Genomic DNA, 22,078 nt, shown 5'->3' on the forward strand with positions numbered 1-22,078 from the left:
GGCGACTGCGCCCGCTCGCGAGGGCGCACTCGCCGCGTCCGGGGGCGCTCGCCGGCCGACCGCGCCGCATCACCCGGATGCCGACCGGTTCACCCGGCACCGGCGGACAAACCGGACATATCCACTCATAGACTCCAGCAGAGCGCACCGGCCACCGCCACCCGCGCAGCACGAAGGGCTACCGCCGATGACCGCACCGACCGACCTGCGCGCCCGCGCCGTGTCGTTCTACCTGCCCCAGTTCCACCCGGTGCCGGAGAACGACGCGTGGTGGGGCCCCGGCTTCACCGAGTGGACGAACACCGCGAAGGCCCGGCCGCTGTTCCGCGGGCACGTCCAGCCGCACATCCCCGCCGACCTCGGGTTCTACGACCTGCGGATGCCCGAGGCCCGCGAGGCGCAGAGCGACCTCGCCCAGCGCTACGGCGTCGAGGCGTTCGTCTACTGGCACTACTGGTTCGGCGGCGGCCGGCGGATCCTCGAGCGCCCGTTCACCGAGGTGCTCGCGACCGGAGCCCCGTCCGTGAAGTTCTGCCTCGCGTGGGCGAACCAGACCTGGAGCGGCATCTGGCACGGCGCCAGCGACCGCGTCCTGATGGAGCAGACCTACCCCGGACCCGAGGACGAGCAGGCGCACTTCGACTCGCTGCTGCCCGCGTTCCGCGACGAGCGCTACCTCCGGGTGGACGACCGGCCCGTGTTCTACGTGTTCCGGCCCGAGGACCTCCCCGACGCCGCCGCGTTCGTCGACCGCTGGCAGGGCATGGCCCGCGCGGCCGGACTGCCGGGCCTGTACCTGGTGGCCGAGGTGTCCGACCTGCTCGGCCGCGGCCCGAAGTACACCGACGTGGACGCCGCCGGGTTCGACGCCGGCGTCTACATGCGGATCCCCGCCCGGCAGACCCGCGCCGACGTGCTGCGGATGCGCGTCGGCCGCAAGCTCGGCCGCCCGGAGATCTACCCGCACGCCGCGGACTTCCAGCCCGCGCCGGCCGGCATCTCCGAGCACCTGCAGCCCTGCGTCTACCCGAGCTGGGACAACACGCCCCGGTCCGGCGCGCGCGGGCTCGCGATCACCGGGTCGTCCCCCGAGATCTTCGGCCGGCACGTCCGCCAGGCCGTCGACACCCTGCAGGACCGCCCCGCCCAGGAGCGGCTGCTGTGGGTCAAGTCGTGGAACGAGTGGGCCGAGGGCAACTACCTCGAGCCCGACCTCGAGCACGGCCACGGGTGGCTGCGCGCGCTGCACGCCGGGCTGACCGCGTCGAGCACGCTGCGCACCGAGCCGGCGCGGGTGCTCACGCCCGCGCAGGACCTGGCCCCGTCGGACGGGGTCGCGCATGGCTGACGCCCTCCGGATCGCGATGCTGTCGTACTACCTGCCGTCGGGCAGCAAGATCGGCGTGGGCTTCCAGGCGCACGAGCTCGCGACCGAGCTCAGCCGCCGGGGCCACCACGTCGACATGTTCAGCGACTGCCCGCCCGTCGCCGGCGCGGCCTACGGCCACCGGCACATCGCGATGTCGGGCGCGCTGCGCACGTTCCGGTTCGCGAGCGCCCTGCGCCGCCAGGACTACAGCGGCTACGACGTCGTGCACGCGCACGGCGACGACTACTGGCTGTGGCGCCGCCGCGCGCCCCTGCAGCTGCGGACCGTGCACGGCTCCTGCTTCGAGGAGGCCCGGCACATCCGCGGCGTCAAGGAGAAGCTGCGGATGCTGCTGCTCGGCTTCACCGAGGTGCTGGCGTCCGTCGTCGCGGACCGCGTGGTCGTCGTCTCGCCCCAGACCCGCCGCTGGGTGCCGCGCTCGCACGACGTCATCCCGAACGGCGTCGACACCACCCGGTTCACCCCGGGCGACGAGGCCGGCCGTGCCGACCACCCGGTGATCCTGTTCGTCGGCACCTGGAACGGGCGCAAGCGCGGGGCGGACCTCGCAGCAGCGTTCCTGCGCGACGTGCGCCCGCACGTCCCGGACGCCGAGCTGTGGATGGTCACCCGCGACGCCCCGGTCGACCCGGGCCCCGGGATCCGGGTGCTGGGCCGGCTGTCCGACGAGGACCTCGCCGACGCCTACCGCCGCGCCTGGGTGTTCTGCCTGCCGTCGTCGTACGAGGGCTTCGGCATCCCGTACGCGGAGGCGATGGCGTCCGGCCTGCCCGTGGTCGCGACCCCGAACGTCGGGGCGCGCTACGTCAGCGACGAGGGCCGGGTCGCCGTCCTCGCCGAGCTGGACGCGCTCGGGACCGCCCTCGCGGACCTGCTGCGCGACCCCGACCGCCGGGCGGCCCTGTCCGCCGCCGGCCTGGAGCGGTCCCGCTCCTTCTCGCTCACCGCGGTCGCCGACGCCTACGAGCGCCTGTACCGCGAACCCGCCCGCCCCGCCCAGCTGCACGGAGACCACACATGACCGACGTCGCCATCCGGGCCTCCGGGGTCGGCAAGTCCTACAAGATCGCCACCACGGACGACGCCCCGTCGACCGCGGCCGAGGCGGTCCTGCAGCGCGTGCGCCACCCGCTGCAGCGCCCGCAGTTCGAGGAGTTCCGCGCCCTCGACGACGTGAGCTTCGAGATCCCCCGCGGCGAGGCCGTCGGCATCCTGGGCCGCAACGGCGCCGGGAAGTCCACGCTGCTCAAGCTGCTCACCCGCGTGGCCGCCCCCACCCGGGGCCGGATCGAGCTGGTCGGCCGGGTGGGCTCCCTGCTCGAGGTCGGCACCGGGTTCCACCCCGAGCTGACCGGCCGCGAGAACGTGTTCCTCAACGGGACGCTGCTCGGCATGCGCAAGAGCGAGATCAAGAAGCGGTTCGACGAGATCGTGGACTTCTCCGGCGTGGAGAAGTTCCTCGACACCCCGGTGAAGCGCTACTCCTCGGGCATGTACGTCCGGCTGGCGTTCGCGGTCGCCGGGCACCTGGAGACCGAGATCCTCGCGGTCGACGAGGTGCTCGCGGTCGGCGACGCGGAGTTCCAGGCCAAGTGCCTCAACCTGATGCGCAACGTCGCCTCCGAGGGCCGGACCGTGCTCTACGTGTCCCACCAGGTGCAGACCGTGAAGTCGCTGTGCACCTCGGCGATCTTCCTGGAGCACGGCAAGCTCGTGATGCACGGCTCCGTGGACGACGCGATCGAGCTCTACCAGACCAGCCGGGACCGGGTGTCGATCAGCCAGACGGACATCGAGCGCCGCCCGGGCACGGGCGAGGTGCGGATCACGTCCGCCACCGTGTCCAGCCCGCTGTACAAGACCACCGAGCCCAAGACGATCGAGTTCCTGGTGTCCGCGAACCAGGAGTACATCGGCAAGTACTTCGTCTCGTGCCACATCAACGACGCCCGCGGGACCACGATCCTGCAGCTCGACTCCCGGGTGACCGGCCTGTGGCTCGACCCGTCGCAGGAGCAGAAGATCGCCCTGACGATCAAGGAGCCGTGGCTCAAGCCCGGCGAGTACACCGTGGACCTGTTCGTCTGCTCCTCGGGGGTCCTGGACTCCTTCGAGGGTGCGGGCCGGTTCGAGATCCACCCGGTGCTGCCCTACCCGCAGGCCGTCTCCGACGAGGGCCTCGACGCGGGCCTCGTCCTCGCCGACTTCGACTACGAGAGGCGCTGACCCGTGGCGCGCACGACTGTCATCAACCCGCCCGGCCGCCTGCCGCTGCCCGCGTGGCGCGAGATGTGGGAGGCCCGCGAGGTCTTCACCCGGTTCGGCATCCGCGACCTCAAGCTGCGCTACCGGCAGACCGCCCTCGGCGTGATCTGGGTGATCCTGCAGCCCCTGCTGAGCGCGGGCATCTTCTCGGTCGTCTTCGGCCAGATCGCGAACCTCAGCAGCGACGGGGTCCCGTACTTCGTGTTCTCGTTCGCCGGGATGCTCGCGTGGACGCTGTTCAACGGGATCGTCAGCCGCGCGGCACCGTCGCTGGTGAACAACCAGGCGCTGGTGTCGAAGGTGTTCTTCCCCCGGCTGCTGGTGCCGCTGTCCTCCGTGCTGTCGGTGCTGGTCGACTTCCTCGTGGCGTCGGCGCTGATGGTGGTGCTGCTGGTCGTCTACGGGATCACCCCGGGCGTCGCGGTGCTCACCCTCCCGCTGTGGCTGCTCGCGGTCGTCCTGCTCGCGTCGGGGATCGGCATGGCCTGCTCGGCGCTGATGGTGAAGTTCCGCGACGTCGCCTACATCGTGCCGTTCGCGATGCAGACGCTGCTCTACGCGTCCCCGCTGGCGTACTCGCTGTCCGAGGTGGGCAGCAACGTGCGCTGGCTGTTCGACATCAACCCGCTGACCTGGATCCTCGAGGGCTTCCGCTGGTCGCTGCTCGACCTCGCGCAGCCGGCGCTGTGGCAGATGGCCGCCACGGCGGGGGTGAGCGTCGTCGTGTTCGTCGGCGGCGCCCTGATCTTCTCGAAGATGGAACGCGGATTCGCGGACGTGATCTGACGTGACCACGCCGACGACGCCCGCACCCGCACCCCGTCCGACCCGGCCCGCCGGCCGGGCCCGGGCGGGGATCGCCCTGGGGATGACCGCCGTGCTGGCCGCCGCCGGCGTCGGCGTGTGGCAGCTCGCCGCGTCCCGCGAGGGCTCGGGCGCGAGCGCCGTCGCCGAGGTCCCCGCGGCCGGGGCCGCCGCCGCGCGCGTCTGCGGCGTCGCCGACCCCGACCGGTACTCCGCGCTCGCCGCGGACGCCCCGGTCGCGCAGGTCGACGCGCTGGTGCCGTCGATCGGCACCGCGGTGCCGAGCCAGCTCGCCGCCGTGGCGGGGCACGTCGCCGCCCTGCGTCAGGACGGCGCCACCACCACGATCGACCGGTGGACCGCGACCGGCGACGCGGGCACGCCCGTGGTCGTCGAGGCGTCCGCGCCCGAGCTCGCGCCGAGCAGCTTCGCGCTGACCACCGACGGCGGCGTGCTCGCCGCGACCGGGGCGCGCGGCGGCAGCACCGTGGGGCTGTGGACCACGGGCACCGACCCGTCGACCACCTGGGACCTCGCGGGCCTCGACCGCGGCCGGGTGCAGGCCGTGCTCGGCTGGTCCGCCGGCCACGACGACGTCCTCGCGACCGTCGTGCTCAGCGGCTCGCACCGGCTCGCGCTGCTGCGCGCCGGCGGCGTGGTCGACGGCGACGGCCCGGAGCTCGACTGGGGCGTCTACCCGCGGTTCTACCCGCAGGACGACGGCACGCTCGTGGTGATGAGCGACGCCGACGAGCAGTCCTCCACCATCTCCGTCGTGCAGCACGCCGCCGACGGCACCCCGGGCCTGCGGGTCGAGGGCCCGCTGTCCGGCGGCTCCGCGAACGGCGGCGCGTCGACGCTCGACCACCCGACCGGCGTGGCGACGGCCGCGGACGGCGGACTGCTGCTCGCCGGGCCCACCTGGCGCCTGGTCGAGGTCGGTCCCGACGGCGTCTGGCGCCGGATGGCCCTGTCCGGCGAGGGCCAGGGGTCGACGTTCCGGTTCGCGGACCTGACGCCGTTCGTCCGGCACGGCGACGCGGTGTACTTCGTCTCGCCCCGCGACGGGGCCGAGGGCCTCCAGCTGTCCCGGGTGCGCGACGCCGACCTGGACCTGCTGCTCGACGCCCCCGTCACCTGGGACGTCAACCACGCCTCGACCCTGGACCGGCTCGGCTACGGCGCGGGCCTGGCCACCGACGCCGTCGACGGCTACGTCGCCCCCGGGGGCACCCCGGCGGTGCGGGCGGAGTTCGAGCCGTGGTTCGGCGCGGTCGGCGACGCCTACGAGCTGCGCTACGAGGTCACGGGCGACCCGTGGCTGGACCCGCCGGTCGAGGCCACGTCGGGCACCGTCGCGATCCCCGCGGCCGGCGGCGAGGTGCCGCTGACGCTGCCCGCCGCGCGCCCCGGCCCGTACGAGGTGCACGCCGAGCTGGTCGAGAAGGCGACGGGCGAGGTCCGCACCGCGACCTGCCTGCGCTACGCGGTCGGCGCCGAGGGTGCCACGTACGACCCCGCCGCGCTCGCGGACGGGGCGGACTGGGGCGGCGCCGGGCCGCTGCGCGGCGTGCAGCTCGCCGGGCAGCTCGGCGTCAGCACCCACCGGGTGCAGCTCGACTTCTCGCGCCTCGTCCCGGACGTCACCGCCACCCCGGCGGTCGGCGCGCTGGACCTCGGCGCGCTGCCGGGGGCCGAGGACGGCGACCCGTTCGCGGACGTCGCGGCCGCCGCGACGCTCGCCGCGCGGACCGGCGTGCAGCTCTACGTCCAGGTCGGCCAGGGCGGCGAGGCCGAGCACGAGGCGGTCGACGCCGGCACCTGGGGCGCCTGGGTGCAGGCCATCGCGACCGCGCTGCGCACCGGCGCCCCGGACCTGCACCTGTGGGCGCCGTGGAACGAGCCCAACAACACCGGCTTCGGCGACGGCGGCGACTACGCGACCCGCGTGCTCGCCCCGTTCGCCGCGGCGGTGCGCGCGGTCGACCCGCAGGCCCGGGTGATCGGCGGCAACGCGCTCAACGTCGTCGTCCCCTGGTACCAGCAGCTCGTGGACGCGGGCGGCTGCGCCTCGATGGACGTCGTCGGGATCCACCCGTACTCCGGGTTCAACCGGTCCTGGGACGAGGAGGGCGCCGGCGGCCCGATCGGGCAGATCACCGCGCTCGACGCCGTGCTGGACGCCTGCGGCGCCGACCGGCCCGCCGTCTGGGACACCGAGTCCGGCTGGTGGTCGGACGGCCCGGCCAACGAGTGGGGCCAGGCCTACGACGTCGCCCGGAGCGCGCTGCGGATGCGCGAGCTCGGGGTCGACGAGTGGATGTACTTCTTCAGCGAGGGCGGCTGGGGCGAGGGCGGGTTCACCTGGTCCCTGGTCCAGGTCGGGTCGTTCGTGAAGCCCGGCGCCCTGGCGATGGCGACGAGCTCCGGCCTGCTCGAGGGCCGACCCGCGCCGACCGCGGTCGACACCGGGGACACCGCCCTGCACGCGCTCGCGTTCGGCCCGTCGGTCGGCGGCACCCGGTCCAGCGGGATCGGCGGCGCGGTGGCGGACGACGCCCTGCTCGCCGTCTGGACGCAGGACGAGGTCACCCGCGCCGCCGTGACGGCCACGCAGGACACCACCGTCACGGTCACGGACCTGTACGGCGGCACCCGGACCCTCGACGTGACCGCCGGGCAGCCCGCCGAGCTGCCCGTCACCGGCGCGCCCGTGTACCTGACCGCGCCCGCCGCGGCCGGGCTCGCCGTCGCCGCCGTCCGGCCCACCGGCGCCAACCTGCTCGAGGGCGGCACGGTCACCGCGAGCTCGTCCACCGAGGGCACCGACCCGGCGGCCCTCGTCGCGGGCGACGGCGCGGGCGCCGACCCGTGGCGGGCCGGCGCGCGGACCGAGGACGGACCCGACGTGACGCCCTGGGTCGAGGTCGCGCTCGCGGCGCCCACCCCGATCGACCGCGTGGTCGTCGAGAGCGCCGGCATCCGGTGCTGCACCGCGGGCGTCCGCGCCTACACGGTGAGCGTCCAGGGCGCCGACGGCGCGTGGCAGGAGGTCGGCAGCCGCGACGGCCTGTTCCTCGAGCGCACGTCCTCGGTGGAGTTCGAGCCGGTCACCGCGACCGCGGTCCGGATCCAGGTGCCCAGCACCACCAGCCGCGGCGTGACCGTCCCCGACCTCGTCTACTCCGGCCAGAACGGCGGGCTGTTCCCCGCCTGGGAGCCGGTCCGCCCGGAGCCCACCTGGCCCCTGTCCCTGACCCGGCTCGCGGCCTACGGGCCCGCCGCCGGGTGACCCCCGCACCCCCGCCCGGAAGGGACCGCACGATGACCCCCCGCGCCACGCTGGGCATGCCCGTCTACAACGGGGAGAAGTACCTGCCCGCCGCCCTCGACTCCGTGCGCGAGCAGGACGAGCCCGACGTCGAGATCGTCATCTCCGACAACGGCTCGACCGACGCCACCGAGGAGATCTGCCGGGCGGCCGCCGCCGAGGACCCCCGGATCCGCTACGTGCGGCACGAGGAGAACCGCGGCGGCCGGTGGAACTTCAACCACGTGCTCGACCTCGCGACGACGCCCTACTTCACCTGGGCCGCGGCCGACGACATCCGCCGCCCGGCGTTCGTCCGCCGCTGCCTGGAGGTGTTCGCCGACTCCGACCCCGCCACCGTGCTGGTCTACCCGCGGACCCAGATCATCGACGCGGGCGGCGTGGTCGTCGAGGACCTGAACGACGCCGACCTCGCGTGCGACGAGCCCACCCCGCACGAGCGGATGGCGCACTTCCTGCGGGCCCAGGCGGCGCACCTGTTCTACGGGCTGCACCGCACCGAGGCGCTGCGCAGCACCCGGGGCATCCGGCCGACCGTCGGCAACGACCTGGTGATCCTCACCGAGCTCGCCTGCCGCGGGCCGTTCCAGCTGGTCCCGGAGCAGCTGTTCCTGCAGCGCCGGCACGCCGAGCAGTTCTCCGCGCAGGGCCAGGCGCAGATCCAGTGGCACGCGCCGTCGGCGTCGGTGCGGTTCGCGTTCCCGCACACCAAGGTCAGCGTCGAGCTGGTCCGCGGCGTGCTGTCCTCCGGGCTCGACCCCGCCGAGACGGCGCGCGCGCTGGCGACGATCCCGGCCGCGTGGACCCTGCCCCGCTGGCGCGGGCCCGCCGCCGACGTCTGGGCCGCCCTCGGCCTGCAGCCGCGGAGCCAGCGGCGATGAGCCTGCCGGAGGCGACGGTGCCCCCCTCCGCCGGGCCCGGGGCGGCGCGCGTCCCCGAGGTGCACGTCCTGACGCCCGGGGACCACTTCTCCCCGCGCACCGGCTCGGCCATCCCGACCGTCGTCGACGGCCTGTGCGCGGTGCTGCCCGCCGGGACCACGCCACGGCCGCGCGTGGTCGTCGCCGACGGCACCTACCCGGACCGGTACGCGAGCGCCGACGTCGTGGGCTACCCGCAGGCCGCCGCGCGGCCCACCGACCGGTACCTGGACGCGCTGGCCGGCCGGCTCGGGCTCCCCCGCCCCGGCGTCCGCCGCGAGCTGCGGCCGACGGTCGCCGACCAGGACGCCTGGCCCGCCGGGGTCGTGCTCGCGCACAACGCCCCGCAGCTGGTGCCGCTGGTGCACGAGCGGCACGCGGCGGTGCTGTACGCCCACAACCTGCTGCTGCGCACCTACTCCACCCGCGAGGCCGACCGCGTGCTCGGTGGCGTCGCGGCGGTGGTGTGCGTCAGCGGCGCGCTCGCCGAGCAGACCGCCGACCACCTGCCGGCGACGCTGCGCGACCGGCTGCGCGTCGTCCCGAACGGCGTCGACACCACCCGGTTCGCCCCGCGCGCCGACCCCGCGCGCGGCGAGCGGCTGCGGGTGACGTTCGTCGGCCGGATGATCCGGGACAAGGGCGCCGACGTGCTGCTCGACGCCCTGGCGCTGCTCGGCCGGGACGACGTCGAGGTGACGCTGGTCGGGTCGCAGAACTTCGACGCCGGCGCCGCCCCGTCGCCCTTCGAGCGCGAGGTGGCCGCGAAGGCCGCCGCCCTCGGCGACCGGGTGCGGCTGGTGCCGTTCCGGCCGCGGGCCGAGGTCGCGGAGGTCTACCGGCAGGCCGACGTCGTGGTCGTGCCGTCCCGGTGGGCCGAGCCGTTCGCGCTGACGGTCATGGAGGGGATGGCCAGCGGCGTTCCCGTGGTCGCCTCGGCGATCGGCGGCATCCCCGAGGTGATGGGCGACGCCGGCGTGCGCGTGCGTCCCGACGACCCGGCCGACCTCGCCGCCGCGCTGGAGGCCCTGGCGGACGACGAGACGCTGCGCCGGACGGTCGGGCGCGGGTGCCGCCGCTGGGCGCAGGACCACGACTGGGCCTGGTCGCGCAGCCGCCTGGACGCGGTGCTCACCGAGGTCGCGGGCGTTTCACCCGGGCCGGTCGGGTGAACCTTTTGCCCCAGATGTCCGAATTGTGACGGTGCACGGCACGATGGTCCCCATGCGTGTCCTGCGGATCTCCCACAGCGCCGTCGTCACGGCGTGGCGCGGTCGCGAGCTCGCCCTGCGCGACCGCGGCCTGACCGTCCGCACGCTCTCCGCCCGCACCTGGGAGGAGGGCGGCCGGGACGTCGACCTGGAGCCGCAGCCCGGCGAGGACGTCCTCGCCGTCCGGACCGTCGGCCGGCACCCGAACGTGTTCCTCTACGACCCGCGGCCGATCTGGCGCGCGCTCGGCGAGCCCTGGGACGTCCTCGACCTCCACGAGGAGCCCGCGGCGCTCGCCACCGCCGAGATCCTGCTGCTGCGCGCCCTGCGCCGGGTCCGCACCCCCTACGTCCTGTACTCCGCGCAGAACATCGCCAAGCGCTACCCGCCGCCGTTCCGGTGGTGGGAGCGCCGGGCGCTGCGCGGCGCCGGGGCGGTCAGCGTCTGCAACGCCGAGGCCGGCGACGTGCTGCGCGCCAAGGGGCTCACCGCCCCCGCGCACGTCATCGGGCTCGGCGTCGAGACCGCCGCCCAGCCGGGTCCCGCCGACGGGACCCCCCCGGACGCCGGCGTAGTCGGTGCGGCCGCCCCCGCGCGCACCGGCTACGTCGGCCGCCTCCTGCACCCGCACAAGGGGCTCGACGTGCTGCTCGACGCCGCCGAGGCCGACCCGCGGCTGCACGTCGCGATCGCCGGCGCCGGCCCGCACGAGGACGCGCTCCGCCGCCGCGCCGCGGACCCCGCGCTCGCCGGCCGCGTGACGTTCCACGGCCACCTCGCCGGCCCCGAGCTCGACGCGTTCTACCGGTCGCTCGACGTCCTCGCGGTCCCGTCCGTGCCGACCCCCGGCTGGCTCGAGCAGTTCGGCCGCGTCGCCGTCGAGGCGATGGCCGCCGGCGTGCCCGTGGTCGCCTCCGACTCCGGCGCGCTGCGCGACGTCGTCGGCGGCGCCGGCACCCTCGTGCCCCCCGGCGACGCCGCCGCGCTGGCCCGCGCGCTCGCCGTCGTCCTGGACGACCCCGCCCGGGCCGCGCAGATGCGCGCCGACGGCCTGCGCCGGGCCGCCGAGTACACCTGGCCGGCCATCGCGGAGCGGTACGAGGCGATGTACCGCGCGGTGGTCGCCGCCGGCCCGAGCCCCCGCGCCGCCGACGGGCCGCGAGGTCGGGGGTCCTGGCCGAGGTCGCCGCTCGCAGGGGGCGACCTCGGCGGGGATGGTGCGACCTCGGCGGGGCAGGACCCCGAGGTCGTCGTCGTCGCGTACGGGGCGCCCGGGCTGCTCGCCCGCGCGCTCCAGCCCGTGGCGGGCACGTTCGCCGTCACCGTGGTCGACAACTCCGGCGACGACGAGGTGCGGCGCGTGGCCCTCGACGCCGGCGCCCGCTACCTCGACCCCGGCGCCAACCTCGGCTTCGGGTCCGCGGTGAACGTCGCGCTGCGCGACCGGCAGCGCCCCGGCGCCGACGTGCTGCTGCTCAACCCCGACGCCCGCGTGACCGTCCCCGCGGTGCGCGCCCTGCACGCCCGGCTGCACGAGCAGCCGGACGTCGGCGCGATCGGACCCGAGCAGGTCGACGAGGACGGCGAGCTCGCGCGGGTGCGCTGGCCGTTCCCGACGCCCGCGGGCGCGTGGCGGCAGGCCGTCGGCCTCGGGCTGCCGACCTCTCCGGACGGCTTCGTCATCGGCTCGGTGCTGCTGCTGCGCGCCGAGGCGCTGGCCGCCGTCGGCGGGTTCGACGAGGACTACTTCCTCTACTCCGAGGAGACCGACTGGCAGCGCCGCGCCCTCGACGCAGGCTGGCGGTCCGCGGTCGCCGACCACGTGCTCGCCCGGCACGTCGGCGGCGGCACCAGCAGCGACCCGGTGCGCCGCGAGACGTACTTCCACGCCGGCCAGGAGCGGTACTTCCGCGCCCACCACGGCGCCGCCGGCTGGGCGTCGGCCCGCGCCGCGGTGCTGCTCGGCAGCGTCCCGCGCGCCGCGCTGCCCGGCGACCGCGGGCGCAGCGCGCGGCTGCGGCTCGCCCTGTACCTGCGCGGCCCGCTGCGCGCCGAGGCCGCCCTCGGCGACCCGCGCCGGCCCCGGGCGGCCCACGCCGCCGCGGACCGTGCGGCCGCGCCCGGCCGCCCGGTCGGACCCGACGGCTCGACCGGACCCGACAGCTCTCCCGGACCCGACCGGCGGGAGGCCGCGGCATGACCACCACCACCCCGGCCGACCCGAGCGCCCCCGCCGACCCGGCCACCCCCACCGGCCCGGGCGCCCCCGCGACCGCCGACCTGGCCCCCGGCGTCGGCCCGCACCGGCTGGCCGTCGGCCCCGGCGTGCTGGAGCGCGTCCCGGGTGGATCCACCCGCACCCGGGTGCTGCTCGGCGGCGGGCTGCTCGCGGTCGGCGTGGTGCTCGCACTCGTCACCTCCGTGAACCCGTACCTCACGCTCGGCGTCGGCCTCGGCGTGCTGGTCATCGGCCTGACCATGCGCGAGCCGCTGGCGCTGCCCGTCCTCGGGATGCCGCTGCTGCTGCTGGTGAACCGGGTCGGCGGCGCGCTGTCGCTGTCGGACTTCGTGCTGTTCGCGGGGTTCTGGCCGGCGCTGCTGTTCGCCCGGCGGCCGATGACCCCCGCGATGCGCAACGTGCTGTGGGCGTCGGCGTTCTACCAGGCCACCGTCCTGTTCACCGTGATCGCGAACCCGTACGCCGCCAACGTCGTCGAGTGGTTCCACTCGTGGCTGCTCGTCGGCGGCGCGCTGCTCGTCGGCTGGGCCATCGGCGCCGCGGGGCACGCACGGATCGCCCTCGGGCTGTTCGTCGCCGGCGCGGTCGTGGTGGCGCTGTTCACCCTCGCCCAGCTCGCGGTGAACCTGTCCCAGGGCAACACCGGGCCGGTGTACCTGAACGAGCCGCTGCTGATGCACAAGAACTACATCGGCTGCGTCCTCGCGTTCGCCGCGATCATCGTCTACACCCGGCCGCGCTGGCTGCGCTGGAACGACCTGGTCTGCCTCGCGCTGTTCGGGCTGTTCCTGGTCGGCATCCTCGCCGCCCAGTCCCGGCAGGCGCTGATCGGCCTCGCCGTCGCGATCGCCGTGGTCGCGCTGCGGCCCGACCCGCACCGGCACCGCTCCAAGGTCGTCCTCGTGGCCATCGCCGGCGCGGCCGTCATCGTCGGCTCGCTGGTCCAGGACCAGCTCGAGTCCGGCGACCAGTACAACTCGGCCTACCAGCGCCTGACCTGGTTCGCGCAGTCCATCCAGATCTGGGAGCAGTACCCGTGGTTCGGCGCCGGCCTGCGCTGGTGGTACACGGACCGGTTCGCCGAGAGCTTCCAGCCCCCGAACGCCGAGTTCGAGATGCTGTCCTCCGGCGGCATCGTCGGCCTGGTCGGGTTCCTGGTGATGTTCCTCGCGGTGCTCGTCGTGCTCTGGCGGGTCGACGCGCGGTTCGGCACGCTCGCGTTCGTCATGGTGCTGATGCGGTTCGTGCAGGGGCAGTTCGACCTGTTCTGGGTGGCCGCCCAGGTGTCCATCCCGTTCGTCGTCGCGGGCATCTGCCTCGGCGCCCAGGCCCACGCGCGCCGCTCCGGGGCCGACGAGGACGGGCTGCCCCGCGCGGTCGCGCCCGCCCCGGTCACCCGGCGGGACCCCGGCCCCGCCGACAGCCCCGCCGGCCGCCGCGCCCGGCGCGCCCGCCACCTGCTGCCCGAGCGGCTGCGCCGGCGACGCGCCCCCCTGCCGATCGGCCACAAGGAGCCCGCGTGACCCTCGACGTCGTCCACGTGGTCTGCACCGACGCCTTCGCCGGCGTGGAGCGCTACGTCACCACCCTCGCCCGCACCCAGGACGCCCGCGGCCTGCGCGTGCACGTGCTCGGCGGCAGCGCCGACCGGATGCCCGCCGAGCTCGCCGGGTCCGGCGTCCGCTGGGCCGCCGCGCCCACCCCGCTGCGGGCCGCCGCCGCGCTGCGCCGGCTCGACACCCGCCTCGTGCACGCGCACATGACCGCAGCGGAGCTCGCCGCGGTGACCGCCGCACGCGCGCCCGTGGTCGCGACCCGGCACTTCGCCGACCGGCGCGGGTCGTCCGTCGTCGGCCGGGCGGTCGGGCGGTACATCTCCCCGCGGCTCGCCGCGCAGGTCGCGATCAGCGCGTTCGTCGCAGGCCGCGTCGAGGGCGCGTCGACCGTCGTGCACCCCGGTGTGCCGACCGTGCCGCGCGCGACCGAGTCCGGCGTCGGGACGCCGCGCCGCCCGGTCGTGCTGATGGCCCAGCGGCTCGAGGCCGAGAAGCGCACCGACGTCGCGCTGCGGATGTGGGCCGCCTCCGGGCTCGCGGACGCCGGGTGGGAGCTGCACCTGGCCGGCACCGGCGCGCTGGCCGCCGAGCTGGAGGCCCTCGCCGCCGAGCTGGGTGTCGCGCACGCGACCCGGTTCCTCGGCGCCCGCTCCGACATGGACGCGCTGCTGTCCTCGGCGTCGATCTTCTTCGCACCCCGCGGCGACGAGCCCTACGGCCTGTCCGTCGTCGAGGCGATGGCGCACGGCACCCCCGTGGTCGCCGGCCGCGGCGGCGGGCACAGCGAGACGGTCGGGGCCGCCGACGGAGCCGTGCTCGTGCCGCCGGACGACGTGGCCGCCGCCGGGGCCGCCCTCGCCGCGCTGGCCCGCGACCCCGAGCGCCGCGCCGCGTACGGCGAGGAGCTGCGCGCGGTCCAGGCCCACCGGTTCGACCTCGACACCCACGCCGACGGGATCGCCGCCGTCTACGCCGCGGCGCTCGGCGCCCCGCTGGCCCCCGCCGCCGACGTGGTGCCGCGATGAGCGCCGTGACCCGCGAGACCGTCCCGCCGGCCGGGCGCGACGACGACCTGCGGCGCGACCTCGTCGTGCTGTCGCTCGAGCCCTGGGACGAGGTGTGGCGCCGCAACCAGCACCTGGTCGCCGGGCTGCTCGCCACCGACCCGTCGCTGCGCGTGCTGTTCGTCGAGCCGCCCGTCGACCACCTGCACGACCTGCGGCGCGGCGCGTCGCCCACCCTCGGGCGACGGCTGCGCCGACTCGGCCCCGACGACGGCGCCCCCGAGGGCCGCGCGTGGGCGTACCGCCCCACCAAGTGGCTGCCCCGGCGCCTCGACCCCGCCGGCGACGACCGGCGCGCCCGCGGCGTGGCCCGGGTCGCCCGGCGGCTCGGCATGGCCGACCCGGTGCTGTGGGTCAACGACCCCGACGGCGCCGCGGTGCTCCGGGCGACCGGTTGGCGGGCGCTGTACGACGTCACCGACGACTGGCTCCAGGCCGTCCGCGAACCCGCCGAGCACGAGCGCGTCCGCGCCGCCGAGCAGGTGCTCGTCGAGCGCTGCGCCGAGGTGGTCGTCTGCTCCCCGACGCTCGCGCGCACCAAGGGCGCCGCTCGGCCGGTCACGCTGCTCACGAACGCGGTCGACGTCGACGCCTACCGGACACCCGTGCCGCGCCCCGCGGACCTGCCCGACGAGGACTACGCCGTCTACGTCGGCACCCTGCACCCCGACCGTCTCGACGTCGACGCCTGCCTGCGGCTCGCGACGCACCTGCGGGCCACCGGCGCCCGGCTGGTGCTCGTCGGTCCGCCGCTGCTGGACGCCCTCGACGTCACCCGCCTCGAGGCCGCCGGCGCCCTGCTGCTCGGCGCGCGCCCCGCCGCGCTCGTGCCGGGCTACCTCCAGCACGCCGGCGCGCTGGTCGTGCCGCACGTGGTCGACGAGTTCACCGACTCGCTCGACCCGATCAAGCTCTACGAGTACCTGGCCGTCGGCCGCCCCGTCGTGTCCACGCCGGTCGCCGGCTTCCGCGACCAGCCCGCCGACCGCGTCACCACCGCCTCGGCCCAGAACCTCGCCGACGCCGTCGTCCGCGTCCTCGCCGAACCCCGCCCCGCGGGCGTCGGCCCCGCCCCGGCGGACGTCCCCCGCTGGTCGGACCGCGTCCAGGAGATGGCCGCGGTCCTCGCCCGCGTCCGCGCCACCCGCTGACCCGCACCGCGCGACCGCCCCGCGCTCCACCGCCCCGCCCCGCTCCCCCGCACCCGCTCCCCCGCACCCCGCTCCCTGCGCTCCCGAGCGCGACGAGAGGTCACGACACGCTGGCCGCAGGGCCTCGAGACCAGCGTGTCGTGACCTCTCGACGTCAGGGGCGGGTGTGGGTCAGCGGCGGGCGGTGGCGCGCCAGACCGCCGTGAGGCGGGCGGCGGTGGTGGCGATCGCGTACTCGCGGCGGACGTCGGCCCAGGCGCGGCGGGCGCGGGCGGCGGACTCCGCGGTCTCGTCCAGGACGCGCGCGATCGCCTCGGCGAGCGCCGCGGGGTCGTCCGGGGGCACCAGCAGGCAGCGCGCCGTGCCGTCGGGGGCGGTCGCGATCTCGTCGACCCCGCCGCCGGACGTCGCGACGACGGGCACGCCACGGGCCATCCCCTCGACGACGACCTGCCCGAACGGCTCCGGGACCGGCGACGCGTGCACGAGCACGGACAGGGCGTCCATCGCGGCGGCCGGGTCGTCGGCGAAGCCGGTGAGCTCCACCCGGTCGGTCAGACCCAGCGCGGCGACCCGGGCGACGACCGCGTCCGCGTACGCCTGCTCGGTGAACAGCGCGGCGCCCACGATCCGGAACCGCGCGTCGGGGAACCGGTCGGCGAGCAGCGCTGCGGCCTCGACGAGCACCAGCTGCCCCTTGGTCGGGCTGATCCGCCCGACGAGCCCGACCACGGGAGTCGGCGACACCGGGCGCGCGTCGGGGTCGGCGGCGACCTGCTCCGGCGCCAGGCCGGGGTACGCGAGCGTCCAGCCGCGCGGCAGCGGCAGCAGCGTGCGGGCGGTCGCGCGGGAGTTGACCACCACGTGCCGCGGCCCCCGGCGGGCGAGCACCCGCAGCACCCGCGCGACCGGTGCGGGCAGGTAGTCCTCGGCGATCCGGTCGTGCACGTGCCAGACCAGCGGGATGCGCGCGAGCGCGGCCGCGGGCAGCCCGATCAGGTCCGCCTTGAGCGACGTGGTGTGCACGACGTCGGGCCCGATCGACCGCAGCAGCCCCGAGAGCCGGACGACGAACGGCACCGTCGCCGCCACCGACCGCACGGCCCCGACGACGGACCGCCCCGCGGCGGCCCGGTCGGTCGACGCGATCCGCGCGTCCAGCGGCAGGACCCGCACCGCCACGCCGACCTGCCGGAGCCGGTCGGCCAGCGGCCCGTCGGCGAACAGCACCACGGTGACCTCGACCCGCGCGGGGTCCAGCGCCGCGCAGGTCCGCAGCAGCGCGAGCTCCGCGCCCCCGGGCTGCGCGGTGTGGTCGAGGACGACCACCCGCACCGGACGGGTCACGCGGACTCGACGGCGACCGGCGCGCGGCCCTTCGCGGTGCGCTCGGCGTCCTGCTCGTCGGCGTCGTCGGGGGTGTCGGCGTCCTCGTCCCCGTCGGTCGGGTGGTCCTCGGTGCCGGACGCATCGGGCGCGGCGGGCTCGTCGTCGGCCCCGGCCCCGGCGACGACCGGATCGGCCTGCGCGTCCCCGGCGGGCCCGTCGGCGGTCGTCGTGCCGTCCGCCGCGGCGTCGGCGGTCGTCCCGGTCTCGCCGTCCCGGCCCGCGTCCCCCGCCGGGGCGTCGGCGGCCGCGTCAGCCGCGACCTCGTCGGCGCCGGCGTACGCGTACGTCGCCTCGTAGGTGACCTGGCGACGCTCGGTGACGCCGTCGAGCGACAGCCCCAGCAGCGCGGCGTTCGCGGCGCGGAGCCGCTCGGCGGACTCCTCGACCGCACCCATCGGGGTGTGCCCGACGGTGACGGCGAGCAGCACGCCGTCGGCGTAGGACCCGAGGATCGTCGCGTCGGCGGCGACCAGCATCGGCGGCGCGTCGATGATGACGACGTCCGCGGTGGCACGCAGCTGCTCGATCAGGGCGCGGACCTCGTCGCTGGCGAGGAAGTCGGCGGGGTCGAGCTCGGTCTGCAGGGCCGGGTGCACCGACAGGTGCGGGATCGCGGTGGGCACGGCGGCGGTGCGCTGCCGGCCGGAGCCGCGGCCGGTCCGCACCGGCGCGTCGGCCGACGCGGGCAGCAGGGCGTTCAGCCGGGGCTGGCGCAGGTCGCCGGAGAGCACGACCACGGACCGCCCGGACAGCGCCCACGACGCGGCGAGGTTGGCGGCGACGAACGACCGCGGGGTCTCGACGTCGGCGGCGGTCACGACGATCACGGCGCTGCCGGAGTCGTTCTCGACCGCGGCCTGGAGCGCGGTGCGCAGCTCCCGGATCGACCGGGTGTACGCGGTGGCCTCGCGGCGGGCGACGGGCAGGGTGCCCTCGGCCTCGGAGGACCGCAGCGCCGCGGCGGTGCCGGTCAGGCGGGCGAGGACCGGGGCGCCGGCGCTGCGGCGAGCGGCCCCGGCGGTGCGGACCTTGGTGTCCAGGCCGCGACGCAGCACGGCGAGGCCGATGCCGACGAGCAGGCCGGCGAGCAGCGCGACCGCGTAGATCAGGGTCGCGGGGACGCTGATCAGCGACGCGTGCACGGCGTTCTGCAGGATGGTGGCCGGCGACGCGAGCAGCTGGGCCTGGGTGAGCTGGCCCGACAGCGTCTGGTACTGGTCCATCGTGGTCGAGTACTGCGCCTCGAGCAGACCGTCGACGGGGTCGACCTGGGCGTTCGGGTTCGCGGCGACGGACGCGGCGGCGGCGGCCCGGCGCGCCTCGGTGATGGCCTTCTGCTGGCCGTCGATGCTGGTCGCGAGGGTGTCCAGGCGCTCCTGCATCGAGGCGAGGTCGTCGTCGAACTGCGCCTGCAGGGCGGCCACGTAGGCGGTGGCGACGGCGTTCGCGTGGTCGACCACGTCCTGCGGGTCCAGGCCCGTCTCGGTGATGACGACGTTGGTCGGGCTGTCCGTGACGTACTCGGCGGACGTGCGCCCGGCCAGCTGCCCGGCCAGGTCGGCGTCCCCCAGGTCGTCGGCGGCGGCCTCGGTCACCGCGTCGCCGGTGATGAGGCTCGGGTCGCTCTCGAGCCGGACGCCCGCGGCGCCGAGGGTCTCGGCGTCCACGAGCTGCACGACGGTCTCGCTGGCGTACTCAGGCTCCTGACCGGAGGCGTACAGGTACGCGCCGCCCAGCGCCGCGAGCACGGACACCACGACCAGCCACTTGCCGAACCAGATGGTCCGGAACATCTCCTGCAGGGTCATCGGGGGCGCCTTTCGGAAGGGACGGGCTCGGGCCGGGGGGCGTCGCCGCCGGCGGCTCCACGGGCGACCGCGCGCTCCTCGCGCGCGATCGTGTGCAGCCGGGCGACGAACCGCTCCGCGGCGAAGTCGTGGGCGTGGTCGGTCAGCACCCGGGGGTCCCAGGGGCGGGCCAGCGCGCGCCCGGCGGCCTCGGCCACCAGGTCGGGCTCGGGGGCGTCGAAGAACTCCCCGGTGACGCCGTCGCGGACGGTGTCGAGGTACCCGCCGTCGCGCAGCACGACGGACGGGCGGCCGAAGGCAGCGGCCTCCAGCGGGGACAGGCCGTAGTCCTCGTAGGACGCGGCGACGAGGGCGGCGCTGTTCCGGTAGAGCCAGCGCAGGCGCGCGTCGTCGACCCGGCCGACCAGGCGGACCCGGGGCAGGTCCCGGACGAGGTGCTCGAGCGCGGCGCGCTCCGGGCCGTCGCCGACGACGACCAGCCGGGCACCTGGAGTGCGCCGGACGGCCTCGACGACGACGTCGACGTTCTTGTAGGGCAGCAGCCGGGCGACGCAGAGCAGGAAGCCCGGCTCGACGCCCTCGACCGCGGTCTCCTCGCCCGCCGGGAGCATGGCGGGCGGCGGGGGCAGGATCTCCGCCTCGATGCCGTAGACGTCCCGGATCGCGCGGGCGGTCACGGTCGAGTTGGCGAGGTACCGGTCGGCCGTCGCGGCGGCACGGCGGTCCCAGCGGCGCAGGCCCGGGGCCAGCAGCCCGAGGGCGCGCGCCGCGACCCACCGCTGGGCGTCGCCCGCGCGGGAGCCGGAGCCGGCGCGTGCCGGCCCGAGGTACCGGTCGGTCTGGTAGAGCCAGCGGGCCGGGGCGTGGCAGTACACGACCTTGCGGCCGGTGGTCGGGAAGCCGTGCGCCCAGCCGGTGGAGGACGCGAGGACGACCTCGGCGTCGATCGGGGTGGCCCGCACGGCGGGCGCGAGCAGGGGCAGCGCGAGCCGGTGGTGCCGGCGCAGCAGCCCCACCCGGTCGAGCGGGCTGGTCCGGACGTCGAGCGGCCCGAACTCCGGGAACGTGCCCGCGGGGTCGTAGAGCGTCGTGTAGAGGGGTGCGCCGGGGAACGCGTCGGCCATCACCAGGGCGACGCGCTCGGCGCCGCCCCGCTGCGTGGCGTAGTCGTGCGCCAGCGCGACCCCGTCAGCGACCGCCATGCCCGCTCACGACCACGTGCACCGTCCGCCACAGGATCATCAGGTCGAACGCGATCGACCAGTTCTCGACGTAGCGGAGGTCGAGCTTCACGGCCTCCTCCCACGCGAGGTCCGCGCGGCCGCTGATCTGCCACAGCCCCGTCAGGCCCGGCTTCACGAGCAGGCGGCGGCGGGCGGACTCCCGGTACTGGGCGACCTCGAACGGCAGCGGCGGGCGGGGTCCGACGAGCGCCATGTCGCCGCGCAGCACGTTGATGAGCTGCGGGAGCTCGTCCAGGGAGTGCTTGCGCAGGACGTGCCCGATGCGCGTGATACGGGGGTCGCGGTCCATCTTGAACAGCGGGCCGTCGGCCTGGTTCGCGGCGCGCAGGGCGGCGAGCCGCTCCTCGGCGTCGACGACCATCGACCGGAACTTCAGCATGGAGAACTCCTCGCCCTCCTTGCCGACCCGCGTCTGGCGGAACAGCACCGGCCCGGGGCTGGTGAGCTTCACGGCGAGGGCGATCCCGGCGAGCACCGGGGCGAGCAGCAGCAGCGCGCCGAGGGCGAACGTCTTGTCGAACGCCTCCTTCATCACGATCCGCGAGCGGCGCGACTCGGCCGCGTTGACGTGGATCAGCGACAGCCCGGCGGTCGGCTCCAGCGTGACGCGCGGACCGAAGACCTCGACGATGCCGGGGGCGACGACCAGCTCGGTGCGGGTGCGCTGCAGGGCCCAGGACAGCCGGCGCAGCGCCTGGCCGGACAGCTCGGAGCCGGTGACGATCACGACGTCGAACTCCCCGTCGACCGCGACCTGCACGACGTCCGAGACCGTGCCGAGCACCGGCACGCCGATCGGGGGCAGCGCCCCGTCGAACGACGGCACGCAGACACCGGCGATGTGGTAGCCGTGCTGGGGCAGCCCGCTGAGGTCGTCGACCACGTGGGTGATCGAGGACGCGTCGCCGACGACGAGCGTCCGGCGCATGGACTCCCCCGCGGCGCGGCGGCGGTGCAGGGCCCGCCGCGCGAGGTGCCGCGCGACGATCAGCACGAGCACCACCAGCGGCAGCGCGAGGAACACGATGGTGCGCGGCACGTCGACGTCGGCGCCGACGGCGAACACCGCGAGCGCGGCGGCGGTGAGCACGCCGCCGCGGATCACGGCCTCGAACTCGAGGTGCCCGTCGCCGATCACCTGGCGGTCGTAGCCGCGTTCGACCGCGATGAACGCGACGAACACCAGGCCGATGAGCAGCCCCCAGGACAGCTGGAGCAGCGAGACCCCGTGCATCAGGAACAGCAGGAGCGTCGGGATGCTGGTCGCCAGGACGATGTCCCGGGCGAGCGTCTCCACCTGGTAGGCGGTGTGCTGGCTGCGCCAGCCGGACGGCGCCGCGGTGCCGCGGGGCTCGTAGAACGGCCGGTCGGAGGCCCAGGACAGCCGGGGGCCGCGGGCGGACCGGCGGCGTTCGGCACTCTCGTGCTCCGCCGGGGACTCCGCCGCGGCCGCGACGGTGCGCTCGGTGGAGCGCGACACGTCGTGATCGTCGAGCAGGCTCATGCTGGGTCCCCCTGGGCGGCCTCGTTGGTGTGAGTTGAGGCTATATCAGCGGGTTTGTCCTAGTCCGCCCCATCTGTCCGTTTTCACCCCTTTCACACCCATATGGCGGAGCCGGGTCACGCTGACGTGCGGGGACGTCCGCGGACACGCGACGAGGTCGCCCCCACGGGCCGAGGTCGGCCCCGGGACGGGGCGACCTCGG

General features: G+C 76.0%; 15 protein-coding genes. 11 read left to right on the plus strand and 4 right to left on the minus strand.

The features are described 5' to 3' along the window. The first annotated feature begins 187 nt into the window (after positions 1 to 187). From ACFVXN_RS10100 to ACFVXN_RS10150, 11 genes are read left to right on the plus strand one after another with little or no spacing between them, the layout of a single operon-like run. The gene (locus ACFVXN_RS10100; protein WP_389231221.1) at positions 188 to 1,348 is read left to right on the plus strand and encodes a glycoside hydrolase family 99-like domain-containing protein; all 1,161 of its coding nucleotides are present in this window, start codon (positions 188 to 190) and stop codon (positions 1,346 to 1,348) included. Further along, on the plus strand, positions 1,341 to 2,411 hold the full coding sequence (locus tag ACFVXN_RS10105; protein ID WP_389231224.1) for a glycosyltransferase family 4 protein: 1,071 nt from the start codon (positions 1,341 to 1,343) through the stop codon (positions 2,409 to 2,411). Before ACFVXN_RS10100 ends, ACFVXN_RS10105 begins: the two co-directional genes overlap by 8 nt. Beyond that, positions 2,408 to 3,616, plus strand: coding sequence for an ABC transporter ATP-binding protein (locus ACFVXN_RS10110; protein ID WP_389231227.1), 1,209 nt, complete (start codon positions 2,408 to 2,410; stop codon positions 3,614 to 3,616). Before ACFVXN_RS10105 ends, ACFVXN_RS10110 begins: the two co-directional genes overlap by 4 nt. Positions 3,617 to 3,619: 3 nt before the next feature. Next, complete coding sequence (locus tag ACFVXN_RS10115) at positions 3,620 to 4,441, plus strand: ABC transporter permease (protein ID WP_389231230.1); 822 nt, start codon at positions 3,620 to 3,622, stop codon at positions 4,439 to 4,441. A 1-nt stretch (position 4,442) separates the two neighbouring features. Beyond that, positions 4,443 to 7,751, plus strand: a complete 3,309-nt coding sequence (locus ACFVXN_RS10120; protein ID WP_389231233.1) for a discoidin domain-containing protein — start codon at positions 4,443 to 4,445, stop codon at positions 7,749 to 7,751. Positions 7,752 to 7,783: 32 nt separating this feature from the next. Then, complete coding sequence (locus ACFVXN_RS10125; protein ID WP_389231236.1) at positions 7,784 to 8,671, plus strand: glycosyltransferase family 2 protein; 888 nt, start codon at positions 7,784 to 7,786, stop codon at positions 8,669 to 8,671. Then, the gene (locus tag ACFVXN_RS10130) at positions 8,668 to 9,882 is read left to right on the plus strand and encodes a glycosyltransferase family 4 protein (protein WP_389231239.1); all 1,215 of its coding nucleotides are present in this window, start codon (positions 8,668 to 8,670) and stop codon (positions 9,880 to 9,882) included. Before ACFVXN_RS10125 ends, ACFVXN_RS10130 begins: the two co-directional genes overlap by 4 nt. 52 nt (positions 9,883 to 9,934) lie before the next feature. After that, positions 9,935 to 12,121 (plus strand): glycosyltransferase, encoded by a 2,187-nt coding sequence (locus ACFVXN_RS10135; protein ID WP_389231242.1) that lies wholly within the window; start codon positions 9,935 to 9,937, stop codon positions 12,119 to 12,121. Beyond that, entirely contained in the window at positions 12,118 to 13,683 is a 1,566-nt protein-coding gene (locus ACFVXN_RS10140) for an O-antigen ligase family protein (protein WP_389231245.1), read from the plus strand. The genes ACFVXN_RS10135 and ACFVXN_RS10140 overlap by 4 nt, the downstream gene beginning before the upstream one ends. Beyond that, positions 13,680 to 14,741 carry a glycosyltransferase family 4 protein gene (locus ACFVXN_RS10145; RefSeq protein ID WP_389231248.1) on the plus strand — a complete coding sequence of 354 codons (1,062 nt, stop codon included), beginning with the start codon at positions 13,680 to 13,682 and terminating at the stop codon, positions 14,739 to 14,741. Before ACFVXN_RS10140 ends, ACFVXN_RS10145 begins: the two co-directional genes overlap by 4 nt. Beyond that, complete coding sequence (locus ACFVXN_RS10150) at positions 14,738 to 15,931, plus strand: glycosyltransferase (RefSeq protein ID WP_389231251.1); 1,194 nt, start codon at positions 14,738 to 14,740, stop codon at positions 15,929 to 15,931. The genes ACFVXN_RS10145 and ACFVXN_RS10150 overlap by 4 nt, the downstream gene beginning before the upstream one ends. 171 nt (positions 15,932 to 16,102) lie before the next feature. Here ACFVXN_RS10150 and ACFVXN_RS10155 read toward each other — a convergent pair whose 3' ends face one another. From ACFVXN_RS10155 to ACFVXN_RS10170, 4 genes are read right to left on the minus strand one after another with little or no spacing between them, the layout of a single operon-like run. Then, positions 16,103 to 17,278 (minus strand): glycosyltransferase, encoded by a 1,176-nt coding sequence (locus ACFVXN_RS10155; RefSeq protein WP_389231254.1) that lies wholly within the window; start codon positions 17,276 to 17,278, stop codon positions 16,103 to 16,105. Next, on the minus strand, positions 17,275 to 19,128 hold the full coding sequence (locus ACFVXN_RS10160) for a Wzz/FepE/Etk N-terminal domain-containing protein (RefSeq protein ID WP_389231257.1): 1,854 nt from the start codon (positions 19,126 to 19,128) through the stop codon (positions 17,275 to 17,277). The genes ACFVXN_RS10155 and ACFVXN_RS10160 overlap by 4 nt, the downstream gene beginning before the upstream one ends. Beyond that, on the minus strand, positions 19,125 to 20,330 hold the full coding sequence (locus tag ACFVXN_RS10165) for a glycosyltransferase (protein ID WP_389231260.1): 1,206 nt from the start codon (positions 20,328 to 20,330) through the stop codon (positions 19,125 to 19,127). Before ACFVXN_RS10165 ends, ACFVXN_RS10160 begins: the two co-directional genes overlap by 4 nt. Further along, positions 20,317 to 21,876, minus strand: a complete 1,560-nt coding sequence (locus tag ACFVXN_RS10170; protein WP_389231263.1) for a sugar transferase — start codon at positions 21,874 to 21,876, stop codon at positions 20,317 to 20,319. The genes ACFVXN_RS10165 and ACFVXN_RS10170 overlap by 14 nt, the downstream gene beginning before the upstream one ends. Positions 21,877 to 22,078 lie beyond the last annotated feature (202 nt).

Source organism: Cellulomonas sp. NPDC058312 (assembly GCF_042880135.1).
In the GTDB taxonomy this organism is placed as follows: domain Bacteria; phylum Actinomycetota; class Actinomycetes; order Actinomycetales; family Cellulomonadaceae; genus Cellulomonas.

Coding starts and splice junctions, on each gene's coding strand:
- ACFVXN_RS10130 (WP_389231239.1), top strand. CDS start 8,668: ATGAGCCTGCCGGAGGCGACGGTGCCCCCCTCCGCCGGGCCCGGGGCG.
- ACFVXN_RS10170 (WP_389231263.1), bottom strand. CDS start 21,876: ATGAGCCTGCTCGACGATCACGACGTGTCGCGCTCCACCGAGCGCACC.
- ACFVXN_RS10125 (WP_389231236.1), top strand. CDS start 7,784: ATGACCCCCCGCGCCACGCTGGGCATGCCCGTCTACAACGGGGAGAAG.
- ACFVXN_RS10165 (WP_389231260.1), bottom strand. CDS start 20,330: ATGGCGGTCGCTGACGGGGTCGCGCTGGCGCACGACTACGCCACGCAG.
- ACFVXN_RS10160 (WP_389231257.1), bottom strand. CDS start 19,128: ATGACCCTGCAGGAGATGTTCCGGACCATCTGGTTCGGCAAGTGGCTG.
- ACFVXN_RS10150 (WP_389231251.1), top strand. CDS start 14,738: ATGAGCGCCGTGACCCGCGAGACCGTCCCGCCGGCCGGGCGCGACGAC.
- ACFVXN_RS10100 (WP_389231221.1), top strand. CDS start 188: ATGACCGCACCGACCGACCTGCGCGCCCGCGCCGTGTCGTTCTACCTG.
- ACFVXN_RS10105 (WP_389231224.1), top strand. CDS start 1,341: ATGGCTGACGCCCTCCGGATCGCGATGCTGTCGTACTACCTGCCGTCG.
- ACFVXN_RS10140 (WP_389231245.1), top strand. CDS start 12,118: ATGACCACCACCACCCCGGCCGACCCGAGCGCCCCCGCCGACCCGGCC.
- ACFVXN_RS10110 (WP_389231227.1), top strand. CDS start 2,408: ATGACCGACGTCGCCATCCGGGCCTCCGGGGTCGGCAAGTCCTACAAG.
- ACFVXN_RS10135 (WP_389231242.1), top strand. CDS start 9,935: ATGCGTGTCCTGCGGATCTCCCACAGCGCCGTCGTCACGGCGTGGCGC.